General features: G+C 60.4%; 13 protein-coding genes. 6 read left to right on the top strand and 7 right to left on the bottom strand.

The features are described from left to right. The coding region (locus tag ACNPM8_RS00720; protein WP_448939032.1) for a choice-of-anchor G family protein at nucleotides 1–2056 on the bottom strand (2056 nt) is incomplete at its 3' end. 406 nt (nucleotides 2057–2462) lie between these two features. On the opposite strand from ACNPM8_RS00720, the gene ACNPM8_RS00715 reads away from it, so the two are divergent. Next, nucleotides 2463–3128 carry a LuxR C-terminal-related transcriptional regulator gene (locus ACNPM8_RS00715; protein WP_166650865.1) on the top strand — a complete coding sequence of 222 codons (666 nt, stop codon included), beginning with the start codon at nucleotides 2463–2465 and terminating at the stop codon, nucleotides 3126–3128. A gap of 17 nt (nucleotides 3129–3145) precedes the next feature. Here ACNPM8_RS00715 and ACNPM8_RS00710 read toward each other — a convergent pair whose 3' ends face one another. The 3 genes from ACNPM8_RS00710 to ACNPM8_RS00700 form a co-directional block, all read right to left on the bottom strand. Further along, on the bottom strand, nucleotides 3146–3859 hold the full coding sequence (locus ACNPM8_RS00710; protein ID WP_133834867.1) for an SH3 domain-containing protein: 714 nt from the start codon (nucleotides 3857–3859) through the stop codon (nucleotides 3146–3148). Between the two features lie 100 nt (nucleotides 3860–3959). After that, nucleotides 3960–4460, bottom strand: a complete 501-nt coding sequence (locus tag ACNPM8_RS00705; protein ID WP_133834868.1) for a ferritin — start codon at nucleotides 4458–4460, stop codon at nucleotides 3960–3962. A gap of 145 nt (nucleotides 4461–4605) precedes the next feature. Further along, complete coding sequence (locus tag ACNPM8_RS00700) at nucleotides 4606–7050, bottom strand: Tex family protein (RefSeq protein ID WP_448939033.1); 2445 nt, start codon at nucleotides 7048–7050, stop codon at nucleotides 4606–4608. 129 nt (nucleotides 7051–7179) lie between these two features. Between ACNPM8_RS00700 and ACNPM8_RS00695 the strand changes: the two genes are divergently transcribed. Together ACNPM8_RS00695 and ACNPM8_RS00690 are read left to right on the top strand one after the other, a co-directional pair. Beyond that, nucleotides 7180–7476: a hypothetical protein gene (locus ACNPM8_RS00695; protein WP_286172318.1), complete on the top strand. Its 297-nt coding sequence runs from the start codon at nucleotides 7180–7182 to the stop codon at nucleotides 7474–7476. A 43-nt stretch (nucleotides 7477–7519) separates the two neighbouring features. Then, nucleotides 7520–7930 carry an RNA-binding S4 domain-containing protein gene (locus ACNPM8_RS00690; RefSeq protein WP_133834871.1) on the top strand — a complete coding sequence of 137 codons (411 nt, stop codon included), beginning with the start codon at nucleotides 7520–7522 and terminating at the stop codon, nucleotides 7928–7930. Here ACNPM8_RS00690 and ACNPM8_RS00685 read toward each other — a convergent pair. Then, nucleotides 7927–9876 carry a prolyl oligopeptidase family serine peptidase gene (locus ACNPM8_RS00685; RefSeq protein WP_448939031.1) on the bottom strand — a complete coding sequence of 650 codons (1950 nt, stop codon included), beginning with the start codon at nucleotides 9874–9876 and terminating at the stop codon, nucleotides 7927–7929. The genes ACNPM8_RS00690 and ACNPM8_RS00685 overlap by 4 nt on opposite strands. A 75-nt stretch (nucleotides 9877–9951) precedes the next feature. Here ACNPM8_RS00685 and ACNPM8_RS00680 point away from each other — a divergent pair, with 75 nt between their 5' ends. Continuing rightward, a complete protein-coding gene (locus ACNPM8_RS00680; RefSeq protein WP_332487973.1) occupies nucleotides 9952–10491 on the top strand; it encodes a DUF1697 domain-containing protein in 540 nt (179 codons plus the stop codon). Between the two features lie 59 nt (nucleotides 10492–10550). After that, the gene (locus tag ACNPM8_RS00675; RefSeq protein ID WP_448939030.1) at nucleotides 10551–11207 is read left to right on the top strand and encodes a trimeric intracellular cation channel family protein; all 657 of its coding nucleotides are present in this window, start codon (nucleotides 10551–10553) and stop codon (nucleotides 11205–11207) included. On the opposite strand, the gene ACNPM8_RS00670 is transcribed toward ACNPM8_RS00675, so the two are convergent. Both ACNPM8_RS00670 and ACNPM8_RS00665 read right to left on the bottom strand, forming a co-directional pair. After that, on the bottom strand, nucleotides 11204–12460 hold the full coding sequence (locus ACNPM8_RS00670) for an MFS transporter (RefSeq protein ID WP_332594915.1): 1257 nt from the start codon (nucleotides 12458–12460) through the stop codon (nucleotides 11204–11206). The two genes, ACNPM8_RS00675 and ACNPM8_RS00670, sit on opposite strands and share 4 nt — an antisense overlap. 17 nt (nucleotides 12461–12477) lie before the next feature. Next, nucleotides 12478–13032, bottom strand: a complete 555-nt coding sequence (locus ACNPM8_RS00665) for a TetR/AcrR family transcriptional regulator (protein WP_105658857.1) — start codon at nucleotides 13030–13032, stop codon at nucleotides 12478–12480. Nucleotides 13033–13166: 134 nt separating this feature from the next. Between ACNPM8_RS00665 and ACNPM8_RS00660 the strand changes: the two genes are divergently transcribed. Then, nucleotides 13167–14684, top strand: a complete 1518-nt coding sequence (locus ACNPM8_RS00660) for an MFS transporter (RefSeq protein WP_332594916.1) — start codon at nucleotides 13167–13169, stop codon at nucleotides 14682–14684. Nucleotides 14685–14699: the final 15 nt, after the last annotated feature.

The raw sequence follows: 14699 nt of genomic DNA, 5'->3' as shown, positions 1-14699 counted from the left end.
CAGCATCAACTGCATCGGTAGCGTCAGCATCAACGGCATCGGTAGCGTCAGCATCAACGGCATCAGCATCGGTAGCGTCAGCATCAACGGCATCAGCATCGGTAGCGTCAGCATCAACGGCATCAGCATCGGTAGCGTCAGCATCAACTGCATCGGTAGCGTCAGCATCAACTGCATCGGTAGCGTCAGCATCAACCGCTGCGGCAACTACTTCGAAAGTGACTTCGTCCGTAGAATTCGCATCATCGTCGCCGTCAGTCGCTACTGCAGTCTTTTCACCGGGAGTCACGCCTTCAAACTCGACGGTCCAAGTCCCGTCTTCGCCAACGATGGCTTCCTCGGTCAAATCATCTAGCGTTACGGTGATGGTCTTGCCTGGTTGAGCAGAACCTTCAACGGTAACGACTTCGCCTTCCGGAATCTGTGCACCATTTTCCGGGGAAGTGATGATGACTGATGCTTCATCCGCAGCTCGTACTTCGGAACGTGCAAACGAGATCTTGTTTGCACTATCACCCATTGCAGGCAGCAGCGTCACCGAAAGCGCAGCAACGTAGTCGCCAGCCTCCGTAGAATCCTGCTCGCTATCCGGATCGTCGATTACAGTGGTTCCCTGCTCATTGACGGTGATCTCAACGATCTCGTTGAGAACCCCTTCAACTACTGGTTCCAGAGGATCCGTTACGCCATTGACGATTCCGGTGATGACGCCAGGCAGTCCGTCAATTACCGGATTGACCAAGGTACCCAAGGCACTGCCCACGACATCCACTACACCAGTGGCCAAAGGAGTAATAAGGGCTCCGAGGTCGAGTCCCGCCAGAGTCAGATCGACGTTCGTCGTCGGCTGGTCTTCAACTAATCCCAAGAAGCTAGCAACGCTTCCTTCTACGGTTGCGGTACCTGATGCCAGGGGAAGTAGCAAACGCGCTTCTAGGCCAAGATTTACCACGATGTCGATTTGGTCAAGCGCCGCAACCATACTGTCGCGAAGATCCGTTACTAAATTCGAAAGTGCAAGAGTGATCTCATCTGCAATTTCCTGAACTGCCGTGGTGCTTAGCACTTCATAATTTGCAGGCTTACCATTGAGTCCGCCAGTAGTGATCTTTGAAAGGTCAACGCTAATGTCGCCTGACCCGAGATCAATGGTTACCAGCCCAGTATCAGAAGTGACGACGCCAGTCAGTACGTCGTTCTTGACTTGCGACAAAGCCGCGTCAATACCATTAAGGGCAACCGTTGAATCTGTGACACCGATACGCGCGAGAGGGCGCAGATCGATATCAATTGCTTCAAGGCCAGAAGTAATGGTGCCCAGTACACCTTCAGTCGACAAACCAGTGTTGAGTGTCGTACCAAGATCATCGACAACGGCGCCTAGCGCGCTAGTCAAGCCCTCGACTGCAGGGCTGCTAACGGTGGCAGACGCGCCTGCGACTAGGTATTGCGTATCCAAGGTGCCGTCGGTCTTGTCAGCGGTTGAGCCCAACGCGCCGATCTCCAACGATGCTTCGTCGACAATCTGGTCGGTCAATCCGTCTACACCGAGTTGACCAAGCAATCGGGTCAAGTCGACGTTCGCAGTCATATCGCCCGAGTTAGTGCCGTCGAGACCGATGGTTCCATCAGCACTGACTGCGCCTGCTCCCGCCTTCGCGCTAGTCACACTCGGGGTTTCGGCGTACGAGCTAAGAACTCCAGCTTCACCCAAGGTCAGAAGTCCAGTGCCGTCACCGTTGATCAATGGCACGTTGCTGAGTCCTGTACCCAAGTTGAGGTTCAGAGCACCCAAAGCTTCAACGTTTAGTGGATTATGAACTGGGCCCGGCGCGCTTGGATTGCCAGCATAGGCAAAACCAGCGTCAGCAACAGGAATGTCCAGCAAGTTCAGATCCAGTACGCGACCCAGGGCTTCAGAGCCGTCAGCAGGTGCCGCGTATGCGGCAGTTACGGTAGGAGCCACGAATAGGCTGGCAACGACTGCCCCTGCAAGAACGCGGCGTGCGGCACGCGGTTTCTTGCCATTCTTAGGTGGCAAATTATTTGCTTGCACCACTATCCTCCAAAAGTTGGTTGTGATCTAGGGAACCCCAAAGAGCTCCTATTTGACCCTATGCTGGACGAACCCCGACTCACAGGTTTCTTTCAGCCATTTCTTTGCATACTCAGGTCAAACTTCTTGGCCACACGGTCAGATTCGATGGCCAGCAGGTAATACTGAACAGTAATTTAACTTCCTGCCATTTGAGGAAATAATGCACTTACAACCACTGACATGAAAATTTACCCAAACAGTGATGTAACAATATGACAACAACCTTGCAATGCTATCTGTCAAGCCAAGGGATTTGACTAGTTGGCCATAGACTGTGAATCACCTGCTAGCTTTCCCCGCCTCAGAACGGGTTAGGAAGGATTGGCCAGGACAATTCCAGTTCGTAGTGATGGAGGATTCTTGTATGTCTCATATCCGTATTCATCTGGCTGATAGTGACCATTTCTCACGGGCCGGGATTGCTGGCGTCTTAGCCGAGGCCAGCGACATGGTGATCGAGCATGTTTCGGATTGCATGTCCGAGGCCGTTCAAGCTGCAGCCGAGCTGGAGCCGGACCTCGTCATCCTGGAATCGTCGCTGAATGGGACGGATCTGTTCTCCTCGATCCGCGAAATCTCCGAGAGTGCACCAAATACCAAGATCGTGGTGTTGGCTACCCGATACCAGCGGGACGATATCGCCAAGGCCTACGATGCTGGCAGCTCGGGGCTGATCTCGAAAAGCTCCATCAGCGCGGAACTGCCCAGCGCACTGCGCATGCTCGCTGCAGGCTACCAACTTTTTGCCCAGCCGTCGGACGGCTGGGAATCGACCGCGAAAATCGTGCGCCGCTCAGGCCAGCAATCCGTCGTGCGCAAGCTCAGCGACCGCGATCGGAGCCTGGTGCGCCTGGTCGCGGCCGGGCTCACCAATTCTCAGATCGCCCGTATCGCACACATCTCCGAAGGCTCGGTGAAGCTCCACTTGGCGCGCATCATGGAGGAACTGAGCGTCACCAATCGTGTGCAGCTGGCAGTAGTGGCGACAGAATCCGGATTGGTTTCGTCTGCAGATCTGCAGATCGCCTGAAACAGAATCGAATCTGGTCAGTACACCGTGCGAAGCTGACTGGCAGGGATCCACATTTCTTCGCCGTCACGGTCAATCTGCCGCCACGCGCCCTGGCGCGCAACGATGACCACGGCCGTGTCGGCCGGAAGAATCCGCACCAGCGAGTAATGGTCGCCAGGACCGCGTCTCGCGTTCAGTCCGATGGTGGTCAGTGCCCGCTGGTTGGGGACGGCGATCAGCCCGCCCTTGGCTGGACGGGAGGGAATCTCCTGCAGGTACATGCTGGGAACCCAGCCCAGCAATTTGCCGCACTGCACCTGGGACCACAATCCCTGCTGGAGCATCGAGCGGACCTTGGACCCCTGGTCAATGACCTTGAGCACCGGATACCCAGTGCCGCTGCCCTTGCGCAGATTCAACGTTGCCGTCGTCGCATGGGTGGCTTCGATCAATGAATAGCGTGAAAGAACTGGCTCGGCCAGCTCGTCATCGTCTTCGGCAACTACCGGCTCGTCAAAGACCGCCGGGATCGCTTCAAGATAGATATTCGGCAGCCAACCGTAGATCTGGTGCACGAGAACATGCGCCCACGAGCCGTTGACCTCAATCAGGACCAGCTCTGTGCCGTGCTCCAAATGGCTCTGCACTACGTAGTGGCGGCCGGCGCCCTTGCGCAGCTTGAGCGAGGCAGTCGTCCGGTGGGTATTGGCAATGGACGACGTCCGAGCCGACTGATGTGGATAGCCCACCTGGTTCACAACCACCTCAAATGAAAAAACTTAGGGAAGCAACCACCGGTTGCTTCCCTAAGTTTATTCCATTTTTAGAAGATGCGTGCTTCGCCGCCTCCTAGGATGCGGAAGAACGCGAGCCGAGCTCTGCATCCAGTCGCAGCAGGCCGCTTCCATCGTTGCCGATCATCCTGACCCGATCCAGGATTTCACCAACGGTGGCTTCCTCTTCAACCTGCTCATCGATGAACCAGTGCAGCAGCGGCAGGGAGTCGATGTCGCCCTCGGTCTGTGCCAAACGGTACAGCTCGCGAATCGCTCCGGAGACCTTCTGCTCGTGAGCCAAGGAAGCCGCGAAGGCATCTGCAACGCTGTTCACATTCACAGTCGGGGCAGGCTGCTCGCCAATCTTCGGGTGGGCCGAGCGGTCGGTCATGTGGGTCATGAACTTTTCCGCGTGCACGATTTCCTCGCCGGCCTGGGCACGGAACCAGCCAGCAATGCCGGGAAGGCTCAATACGTCCATTTCAACTGCCAGCTGACGGTAAACCGTTGCTGCGGTTAGTTCGAGAGTTACCTGGGTGCTGAAGGCTTCTGCCAGTTTTCCTGTAAGTTCCATGTCATCAGACTAAACCTGTTTTGCCACCTTGTCACCGAAGTTCGGACTCACTTAGTCAAACCTGAATTAGGGAATCATCCCAAGTTGGGATCGAGTTAATGTAGCCGATACTAACCTAACTTAGGCATGCCGATACGATGCTAACCTACTTGCCCAGTCCTGCTCTGCGCAGCGCCTCGGCCATCGCGGTGTTGCCCGGTGCAGCCGGTTTGCCCTGCGCGGGCTCGGCTTTGCGGTTCTGCCCAGTGCGGCTCTGCCCAGTGCGGTTCTGGCCCGGGCGCGCCGAACGGCCAGCTCCCGGTCCCTTGCGTTCGCCTGGCCCGGAATTCCTGGCCTCCGCGCCAGCAGCAGGCAGTTCGTCATCCAGTCGCAGAGTCAGCGAAATGCGCTTGCGCACGGTATCCACTTCCAGCACCTTGACCTTGACAATCTGGCCGGAGCTGACCACTTCGCGAGGATCCGAAATGAACTTGCTGCTCATGGCCGAGACGTGGATCAGGCCGTCCTGGTGGACGCCCAGGTCCACGAACGCACCGAAGGCCGCAACGTTGGAGACGGTGCCTTCCATGACCATCCCCGGCTTGACGTCCTTGATGGTCTCGACGCCTTCCTTGAGCGTGGCCGTCACGAACTCGCCACGGGGGTCGCGGGCAGGACGGCGCAACTCGGCAATCACGTCACGAATGGTTGGCTCGCCAAACTGGTCCGTGGCGAAGTCCTGCGGGTTCAGCTCTTCAAGCCGGCGGCCCTGCGCCTCAGCGCTGCTCTGCAGGGTCTTGGCCAGGACATAAGCTTCGGGGTGCACCGAGGAAGCATCGAGTTTCTCCTTGCCACCGGTAATGCGCAAGAAGCCCGCGCACTGTTCAAAGGCCTTGGCTCCCAGACGCGGTACCTTCAGCAGATCCTTGCGGGTAGCGAAAGGGCCGTTGGCGTTACGGTGATCCACGATATTGCGGCTCAGCAGCGGCCCCACGCCGGCTACTCGGGCCAGCAAGGCAGGGGATGCGGTATTCACATCGACGCCTACGGCATTCACGCAGTCCTCGACCACCGCATCCAGCGCGCGGTCCAGCTTCGAGGCAGTGACATCGTGCTGGTATTGGCCCACGCCGATGGACTTCGGATCGATCTTCACCAGCTCGGCCAGCGGGTCCTGCAAGCGGCGGGCGATCGATACCGCGCCGCGCAGCGACACATCCATATCCGGCAATTCCTGGCTTGCCAGCTCGGAGGCCGAGTAGACCGAAGCGCCGGCTTCCGAGACGATGACCTTGCTGACGCCCTCGCCGCCAAGCACCTTGATGACCTCGGCAGCTAGTCGGTCTGTTTCGCGCCCCGCTGTGCCATTGCCTACCGCAATCAGCGTGGTGCCGTGCTTCTGGGCTAGCTTGGCCAGTACCGCGATCGATTCATTCCATTTATTGGCTGGCGCATGGGGATAGATCGTTGCCGTTTCCACCGATTGGCCGGTCAGGTCCACCACTGCAACCTTCACACCGGTGCGCAGGCCCGGGTCCAAGCCCAGCACGGCCTTGTTCCCGGCCGGCGCCGCCAGCAGCACATCGCGCAGGTTCGCCGCGAAAATCTTCACCGATTCGTCTTCAGCGGCCTCGAACAAGCGCGAGCGCAGGTCTGATTCAAAGCGGGTCAGCAGGCGGGCTTTCCACGCCAAACGCACAGTCTGCGCAATCCATTTGGCAGCCGGCGCACCGGTGGGAACGTTCAGCCCCAGGGAGGAGGCGATAGCGTTCTCGTAGGCGCTGCGTGCTTCGTCCAAGGCACGCTCGTCGCGTGGATCAGCTTCAGCGAGCTGCAGATTCAGCACGCCTTCGCGTTCACCGCGCAGCAGGGCCAGGACCCGGTGTGATGGCAAGCGATCAGGTGGTGCCACATAGTCCAGGTAATCGGAGTACTTTCCCTGGCCCTCTGCGGTGGCGCCCGAGGCGACGCTGGCACCGATCTTGCCGGTGTTCCACAGGCGTTCGCGCAGTTCACCGGCGAGAACGACATCCTGGGATACGCGCTCGGTCACGATGGAACGCGCGCCGGAAAGCGCATCTGCGTCGGTGGCAAATCCTGCATCCGGGTTCAGGTAGTCGGCAGCTGCCTGCACCGGATCCGTCATTGGGTCCGCGAGCAGCAGATCGGCCAAGGGTTCCAGGCCAGCCTCGCGGGCAATCTGGGCCTTGGTGCGGCGCTTGGATTTGAATGGCAAGTACAGGTCTTCGAGTTCCGCCTTGGTGCTAGCGGCGCGAATCGCTTCGGCAAGCTGGTCGGTCAGCTTGCCGGCTTCGGCGATGGCTTCCCGTACAGCTGCGCGGCGGTCTTCCAATTCACGCAGGTAGCGCAACCGTTCTTCGAGCAGGCGCAGCTGGCTGTCGCTAAGCATGCCGGTAACCTCTTTGCGGTAACGGGCAATAAAGGGAACGGTGGATCCGGAGTCCAGGAGCTCGATCGCTGCCTTGATCTGCCAGGGGGCTACCGCGGATTCCTCGGAGAGTTCCCGGGCCAGTTGGGCAATGATTTGCTGCCCCGTTGCGCTGTCATTTGCGGTGTTCTTCTGCTCGCTAGTCACCGATCCATTGTGCATCATGCCATCCGATCTTCAGATGATCGACTCGGTTGGCATTCAGCAGAAACTCAATCTCCATGGCTATGATTTATTGTTATGGGGATTGAGAAAGTTCGAAAGGCAACAGCACTCGTTGCGATTTCGTGTATGGCGCTATTGAGCACCGGATGCGCATTTGTTGAAGACACCGCGGCCGACGCGGCTAACCAGCTGACCGATGCAGCGTCCAAGGAAATCGTGCGCCAGGCCTGCGCACCGGTCCAGGACGGCACCATTGACGCTAGCGAACTTCGTGTCCTCTCGTCCATTGTGAAGTCGGTCCAGGGCGGTGGCCTGCCGCAAGACTTGGTCGATGTGCTCCAGGAGCTCGCAAATTCAGGAGACCAAGCACCCGAAGCGCTGCAGCAGCGCCTGATCGGGATTTGCGACGAGGCTACGGTTTAGCAGCTTCAGCGGCACTAGCCACCTGCTGATCTAGAATTTTCCCATGGTCGAAATTCCAAGAAGCGGCAAAGTACGTCTCGATGCGTGGCTGTGGTCAGTACGCATCTACAAGACTCGTTCGTCCGCGACCACTGCCTGCCGTGCCGGACATGTTCGCTTGAACGGCGATCCGGTGAAGGCGTCGCAAACCGTTGTCTCCGGTGATCGCATCCGTGTGCGCAAAGACGGTTTCGACCGCGAGCTGGAAGTCAGCGGGCTGATCTCCAAGCGCGTCGGCGCGCCAGTTGCCGCAAAATGCTACATCGACCACACCCCGCCGCGCGAACGCCTGGTCATTCCCCAGGTACCGATCCGCGAACGCGGCGCCGGCCGGCCCACCAAGAAGGACCGCCGCGAAATGGATCGCTTGCGGGATTCCTGGCAGGCCCCGGATCCAGGTCCTGATCTGTCCTAGGACAGCACGATCGTCGGAACGTCCGACTGGAATTCGAAGATCTGCGCGTAGAAGGCCAATGAGCTTTCCAACGCCTTGATGATGTTCTCCGACTTCCTGAACCCGTGCTGTTCTCCTTCGAAGAGAATGTAGGCATGGGCAATGCCGCGTTCGGCCAGGGCGTCCGCCACGATCTGGGACTGCGCCGGCGGCACCACCTTGTCTTCATCCCCCTGCAACAGCAATACGGGGCAGGAAATCTTCGCCACGTGGTTGATTGGCGCGCGCTTCTCGTACAGATCAGCAGCTTCCGGATACGGTCCGACCAACGTGAACATGTACTGCGATTCGAAGTCGTGGGTGTCCTGCACCAGGCCCACCAGATCCGAAACACCGTAGCGGCTGACGCCCGCGGTGAAGGCATTGGAGAAGGTCAGCGCGCACAGCACGGTCCACCCGCCGGCACTGCCGCCTTCGATGCCGATGCGTGCGGGGTCGGCAATGCCCTGCGCTACCAGCGCGTTGACCACGGCGACGGTATCGGCAACATCGACTACACCCCAGGCGCCGCGCAGGCGGTTGCGGTATTCGCGGCCATAGCCGGTGGAGCCGCCGTAGTTCACGTCGACTACCCCGATCCCGCGCGAGGTGTAATAGGCAACCGTGGCACTGAGCGTCGGGGAAGCCTGGCTGGTCGGCCCGCCGTGCACGAAGGTGACGAAGGGCGGCAGTTCGCCCTCCATTCCTGCGAAACCTTCCTGGGAAGGCCGGTAGAGCAACGCGTGGACGGACTGGCCGGCGAGGTTCTTGCACTCGAACTCTTCAACCTCCGGAAGCACCGCTGGATCCGGCAGCTGCGCAATCGCACGGGTCACCGGGTGGTGTTCCAAGGTGTCGAGATTGATCAAGGTAATTTCTTCGCCCTGGGTCATCGATGACGTGCCAGCGAGCAGCCACCCGTCACGCAGCGCGAACGGGCGGATGCCGGTGAATGGCAGCGCGAGTTCTTCCAATCCCCCGGTGTCCGCGTGCAGGCGTGCCAGCTTGGTGGTGCCGGTGCCGTAGGAGCACAGCAGGGTGCGGGCGCTTTCTGCCAGGTACCATCGTGTGCCCACCTGCCAGAGCGGGCCGGCGAATTCTGCGGCACGGTCAACCAGCCGGGTGGTGCGTGCCGAGCTGTCCTGGTAGAGGTAGGGGTTCCACCAGCCGCTGGCATCGGAGATGAAAGCCAACTGGTCATCATCGAGCCATTCCGGTTGCATGACCGAGACTTCTGCTCCACCGGCGATGACGGTGTCCTCCAGTACGCCGTCTTCGGTGAAGTCAGCCAGGTGCAGCTCGGTGGAGTCCCACGGCATATTCGGATGTTCCCAGCTGATCCAGGACAGCCGGGTTCCCGCGGGGTTCAGCCGTGGCGCTGCAACGAATCGCGCCGGGGCGCTGAGGATGCGGATCTTGCCCGGGTCCTCGGCTGCGCTGCCGTCCAGTGGGATTTGCACGATGTGGCGTACCGGTTCTGCCCGCAGGTCTTCCATGATGGCCAGGATGCTGCCTTCTGGACCCGGGGTGAATTCGGCGAAGCGCAGCTGCGGGTCTGCGTCGGCTACGCTGGCGGGGGTCAGGGCCGCGGCATCGTGCTCCCCGACAGTTTGCCGGTAAACCCGCTGGTCAGCGAAGTTCGCAAAGACAATGGCCGGGGTGCCGCCCTCGATGAGCATCCAGCTGGAGCCGCCGTATTCGTGGACCCGGGAGCGCACGTTGAATGGTGCCTGGATGAGCTCTGCACCGGCAGTGCCGTCGGTGCCGTACTCCATCAGCGTGATGCGCCCGCCTTCGGCAGGACGGCCTTCCTGGACAATGAGCTTGTCCGAGAAGAAGCAGGCTCCGCCCAGCGGCTTGGTTCCGGCAGCGACGTCATGCGCGGAAATCGATGATGGCCATGATCCAAAGGGTAAGTGCGTAGGCATATTCTTGATCCTAGCGATCTTTATGACTCATAACGACCCTCGACAAGCATCAATCCGATGCGCTTGGATTGATCCATGACTAGATACGCCGTATTCCTGCGTGGGGTGAATGTCGGTGGGGTCAAGGTCCTGATGAAGGACCTGGCCCAGCTGCTTCTCGCTGCAGGTTTCACCGACGTGAAAACCCTTTTGGCCAGCGGCAATGCGGTGCTCAGCGCATCCAGTTCTGATCCGTTGGAAGTCCAGGAGCACTGCAATGCGGTTCTGGCCGGGCACTACCAGCGGCCGATTCCCACGCTTGTCTGCACCGTCGCGGAAATCCAGCAGCTGTCCCAGCCCTTCCCGCTGCCCTTGCCTGATCCGGCCAGCGAACACCATCGCTACTTCACGCTCTGCGAATCGGCTGAGGATGCCCAAGCGGTGGGCGCCGCTATCCAGGGACTCGCTGAGCCAGGAGCCTACCTGGTCCAGGGCCGTGCCGTAGCGTGGATTGTCCGCAAGGGCGAAAGCACCGCGAATCCCATCGGGAAGCTCATGGCCGCACAGGCAAAGCAACGCATTGTGACGACCCGTAACCACAACACCTTGGTCAAGCTCGCCAAGATTCTTGGCTGAGATCGCCGGTGAGCAATAATTGAGCCTTGACCCACTGATTGACCTGCAAAAGGCCCGGAATGTACATCCTGATCGAGCTCATTGGCATTTTCTTCTTCGCCGTCGCGGGTTCATTGATGGCCGCGCGCCGTGGCTTCGATCTGCTCGGTTCGGCCTTCCTCGGCGGGGTCTGCGGTCTGGGCGGCGGAGTGGTGCGGGATTTGATTCTCAATCAGTCCCCGGCGACTTTCGCGCATCCGGTCTACTTTGTGCCTCCGGTGCTCGCGGCGCTGTGCGTCTACGCGATTACCCCCGCGGTGCAGAAGCTGCACCGCCTGGTCCAGCTATTCGACGCGGCAGGCCTGGGCCTGTTCTGCGTCACCGGTACGCTCAAGGCCCTGGAACACGACTTCAATCCGGTCACCGCGGTCCTGCTTGGTGTCATCACCAGCGTAGGCGGCGGCTTGATGCGCGATGTCATTTCCAACGTCACCCCTGATTTGTTCAACCCGCGCGATATCTACGCGTTGGCCGCCATGGTGGGTGCCGCGCTCACCGCCGTGGCCTGGCATCTGGGGCTGATGAACGTTCCGGTGGGCGCCGGCATTGCCGCCTTGGCTTTTGCCATCCGCGTGGCTTCCATCCGCTTCGGCTGGTCGGTCCCGTTGGCCGCGGGCCATTGGCATCGCTCCCGCCCCACGCCACCGTCCAGCGAGGGTCCGCAGCACCACTTCTAGTCGATGCGCTCGAGCTTGCCCAGGTCCTCGGTGCCTGGAGAATCATCTTCGATGGTGCGCGGCGGGTTGATGATGATCGCGCCGACCAGCATCACGATGACGCAGCCGCCGAGCATCGAAAAGGCCGCACCCCATGAATCGGTGGCTTTCTGCACCACGCCGAAGAGCATGGGAACCACCGCGGCACCGGCATAGCCAAGGCCCTGGGCGAAGCCCGAGAGCACGCCTGAACCGTAGGTTGTGCGCGAGCGCAGGTTCATCATCAGCAGCGCAATGGCGAAGGTGCCCTGCCCGAGTCCGGCCAGGCAGATCCACAACGCAGTGTTCTGCGTTGGCGACAGGTAGATGCCGAGGTGCCCGGCAATCCAGCACGAGGTGAAGACCAGGACTGCAATGATCGGGTGCTTCAGCCGAGGCACCCAGAGCGGAACCAGCAGGCTGACCGGCAGGCCGAGGATCGCGAAGAGCGCCAGCATGTTGCCAGCTGCCATTTCGTCGAGGCCGCGGTTCTGCAGGTAGGGCGGAAGCCAGGTGAAGTAGACGTAGGTCTGCGCCGAGTTGCCGGCCAGGAAAATTGCCAGGCCCCAAGCCACCTTGGACTTCCAGGGGTTGATCTTGGCGATAGGCTGCGGATGCCCGCTGGCGTGGACGGGATTATCCGGGCGCTGTGTCCCGCGGTCGGCAACCAGCTGCACCAGCCATGGCACCAGCACGATGCCCGACAGGGCGGCCCAGGAACCAATGGAGATCTTCCAGTCGCTGAGATTGGCCAGTGGAACAGAGAACTGAGGGGCCATCCAGGTGCCGATGGCCAGCATCGTGACGTAGCCGCTGGTGACCATGCCGATACGGTCCGGGAAGTACTTCTTGACCAACGGCGGCAGCACCACATTGCCCATGCCGTAGCCAGCCAAGGTGATGATGGACAGGGCGAGGAAGGAATAGACCTCGGGCATGAAGATCCGCGCGACCTGGCCGATGACAGCTAGGCCCAGCGAGATCATCAGGGTTTTTTCCAGGCCGAAAGCCTTGATCAACCGCGGAGTGAGCAGGCCGAAGACTGCGAAAGCAATGGGCGCGAGCATCGCCAGCAGGCCGGTGGTGAACTCGGTGAACGCGATATCCGCTTCAATGCGGGAGAGCAACGGGGAAACTGACACCACTGCGGCGCGCAGGGACAGTGCCAGCAGCAGGATGCCAAGCAGCGCTCCAACTCGTCCTCTGATTGGAGAAGCAACGCTCTTGTTCTTCATTGATTTCTACCTGCTCGCTATTCGTTGAGGTTTCCCAACTTTTTTATTCTCGAGACCAACTCTAGTAAGCGATTGAGCTCGCCATCAAAATTGCGTTCGTACCAAGTCCCGGGCAGGGCCAGGTTCGCGTAGAGCCCCTCGCCGGCGAGCATCACCAGATGCGCGATGTCCTTGCTGCCGACTTCATCCAGAATGCACCGGTACCAGCGCTCATTGGTGCTCTCGATTTTTTCCGTCGCGGCTTTGACCCCGGCCTGGGCCAGGCGTTGCAGGGCCACCAGGTGCCGATCCAATTCGGTATCGACTTCCGCGCTGGTGCGCACGTAATAAACGGACGCCCCTTCCGCCGAGGTGCGCATCCCCTCGACATCACGGGCAACATGTTCCTCCGCGGCCTCGATGACCGCGTCCGCCAGCGCATCCTTGGAGGCGAAGTGGTAGAGCAGCCCGCCCTTGGAGACTCCGGCGCGTGCGGCCGTGGCATCCAGCGTGGCTGCCCGCTCCCCCTCTTCGCACAAGAGCGCGATATAGGCGTCAAGCACTTTGCCGCGGGCAGCAGGTGGGCGAGCCATAGTTCTCCGTTCCAAGGTGTAGTTCGTGATCGATCTGACTTTACCAACAATTGTAACTATACCGTCTAGACGGTACAGTTAACAATTGCGGGCAAATCTCCGCGCATTCCACTACCTACCCAAGGGCGAACGTCATGACCTCGAATATCTCCGAACGCGTTACAGTGCTCAGCAAGCCGCGCCGTTGGGCGGCACTGGTGGTCCTGCTGTTCCCTGTCCTGCTCATTTCCGTCGACAACACCGTGCTCTCCTTCGCGGTCCCGGCAATCACCGGAGCCCTGTCCCCCTCGGGGAACCAGCTGCTGTGGATTATCGACATCTACCCGCTGATCCTGGCCGGGCTGCTGGTCCCCATGGGATCACTGGGCGACCGCATCGGCCGGCGCAAGCTGCTGCTGATCGGCGCGACCGGCTTCGCACTGGTTTCCGCCCTCGCCGCTTTCGCCACGGATGCCACCCAGCTGGTGGCAGCCCGTGCCCTGCTTGGCGTCTTCGGCGCAATGCTCATGCCGGCCACGTTGTCCTTGATCCGCAACATCTTCCCGGATGATACCGAACGCCGGACCGCCATTGCGGTGTGGGCGGCGGCCTTCTCCGGCGGTGCTGTGCTTGGCCCCATTGTCGGCGGCGTGCTGCTCGAGCACTTCTGGTGGGGCTCGGTCTTCCTGATGGCCGTGCCAATGCTCCTGCCCCTGCTGATCGGCGGCATGATCCTTGTTCCCGAATCCAAGGACCCGAACCCGGGCCGCGTGGATCCGTTCTCGATCCTGCTGGTGGTCTTCACCCTCTTGCCATTTGTCTACGCCATCAAGACCGCGGTAACTGCCCCGTGGTACTTCTCGGCCGCGGCCATCGTCCTGGCCATTGTTTGCGGTGCGGCTTTCGTACGCCGGCAACTCAAGGCCGAACAGCCGATGCTCGATGTCCGCTTGTTCAGCAACGCACTGTTCTCTGGCGCGTTGATGGTCAACCTGATCGGCATCTTCTCGCTGGTGGGCTTCATCTACTTCGTCTCCCAGCATCTGCAGCTCATTGCAGGATTCTCCCCGCTGGTGGCGGGACTGTGGATGACTCCGGGCCTGGTGCTGACCATGGGCTTCGGATTGCTCTCGGTGGCGCTCTCGCGCCGTTTCGGCACGCCGAACATCATGGCCATCGGCCTGATCCTCTCCGCGGTCGCCTACCTGCTGGTGATCCTGGCCGGGGAGGGATCCAATTCCTTCCTGCTCATGACCGCGTTTGCTGTCCTCGGTACGGGAATCGGCATGACCGAGACCTTGTCCAATGACATGGTGCTCTCCGCAGTCCCGGCTTCCAAGGCCGGCGCGGCATCGGCGATCTCGGAAACCGCCTACGAAGTAGGCTCGGTACTGGGCATTGCAGTGCTGGGTACCATCCTGAATACGGTCTACACCTCGCGGTTGCTCGCGCCCGGCTCGCTGACCGATGCCCAGCTGCAAACTGCCGGCGAGACCTTGGGCGGAGCGCACCAGGTCGCCGCCGATTTGAGTGCCGCCGATGCGCAAGCGCTGCTGGGCTCCGCAGCCATGGCCTTCGACCACGGAGTCCTGCTGACTTCCGGCATCGCCGCGGCGTTGTCCCTGATCGCTGCCGTGGTCGTATTCCGCGTCATCAAACCGGCATTTCGGTGAACTCGGCTCACCGCT

This window comes from Glutamicibacter sp. AGC46 (genome assembly GCF_053543715.1).
This window is presented reverse-complemented; position numbering and strand designations above follow the sequence as displayed.

What these genes read in the sequence shown, in the direction of transcription:
- ACNPM8_RS00680 (WP_332487973.1), top strand. Translation starts at nt 9,952, where the DNA reads ATGACTAGATACGCCGTATTCCTGCGTGGGGTGAATGTCGGTGGGGTC.
- ACNPM8_RS00700 (WP_448939033.1), bottom strand. Translation starts at nt 7,050, where the DNA reads ATGCACAATGGATCGGTGACTAGCGAGCAGAAGAACACCGCAAATGAC.
- ACNPM8_RS00685 (WP_448939031.1), bottom strand. Translation starts at nt 9,876, where the DNA reads ATGCCTACGCACTTACCCTTTGGATCATGGCCATCATCGATTTCCGCG.
- ACNPM8_RS00665 (WP_105658857.1), bottom strand. Translation starts at nt 13,032, where the DNA reads ATGGCTCGCCCACCTGCTGCCCGCGGCAAAGTGCTTGACGCCTATATC.
- ACNPM8_RS00695 (WP_286172318.1), top strand. Translation starts at nt 7,180, where the DNA reads ATGGCGCTATTGAGCACCGGATGCGCATTTGTTGAAGACACCGCGGCC.
- ACNPM8_RS00670 (WP_332594915.1), bottom strand. Translation starts at nt 12,460, where the DNA reads ATGAAGAACAAGAGCGTTGCTTCTCCAATCAGAGGACGAGTTGGAGCG.
- ACNPM8_RS00715 (WP_166650865.1), top strand. Translation starts at nt 2,463, where the DNA reads ATGTCTCATATCCGTATTCATCTGGCTGATAGTGACCATTTCTCACGG.
- ACNPM8_RS00675 (WP_448939030.1), top strand. Translation starts at nt 10,551, where the DNA reads ATGTACATCCTGATCGAGCTCATTGGCATTTTCTTCTTCGCCGTCGCG.
- ACNPM8_RS00660 (WP_332594916.1), top strand. Translation starts at nt 13,167, where the DNA reads ATGACCTCGAATATCTCCGAACGCGTTACAGTGCTCAGCAAGCCGCGC.
- ACNPM8_RS00705 (WP_133834868.1), bottom strand. Translation starts at nt 4,460, where the DNA reads ATGGAACTTACAGGAAAACTGGCAGAAGCCTTCAGCACCCAGGTAACT.
- ACNPM8_RS00690 (WP_133834871.1), top strand. Translation starts at nt 7,520, where the DNA reads ATGGTCGAAATTCCAAGAAGCGGCAAAGTACGTCTCGATGCGTGGCTG.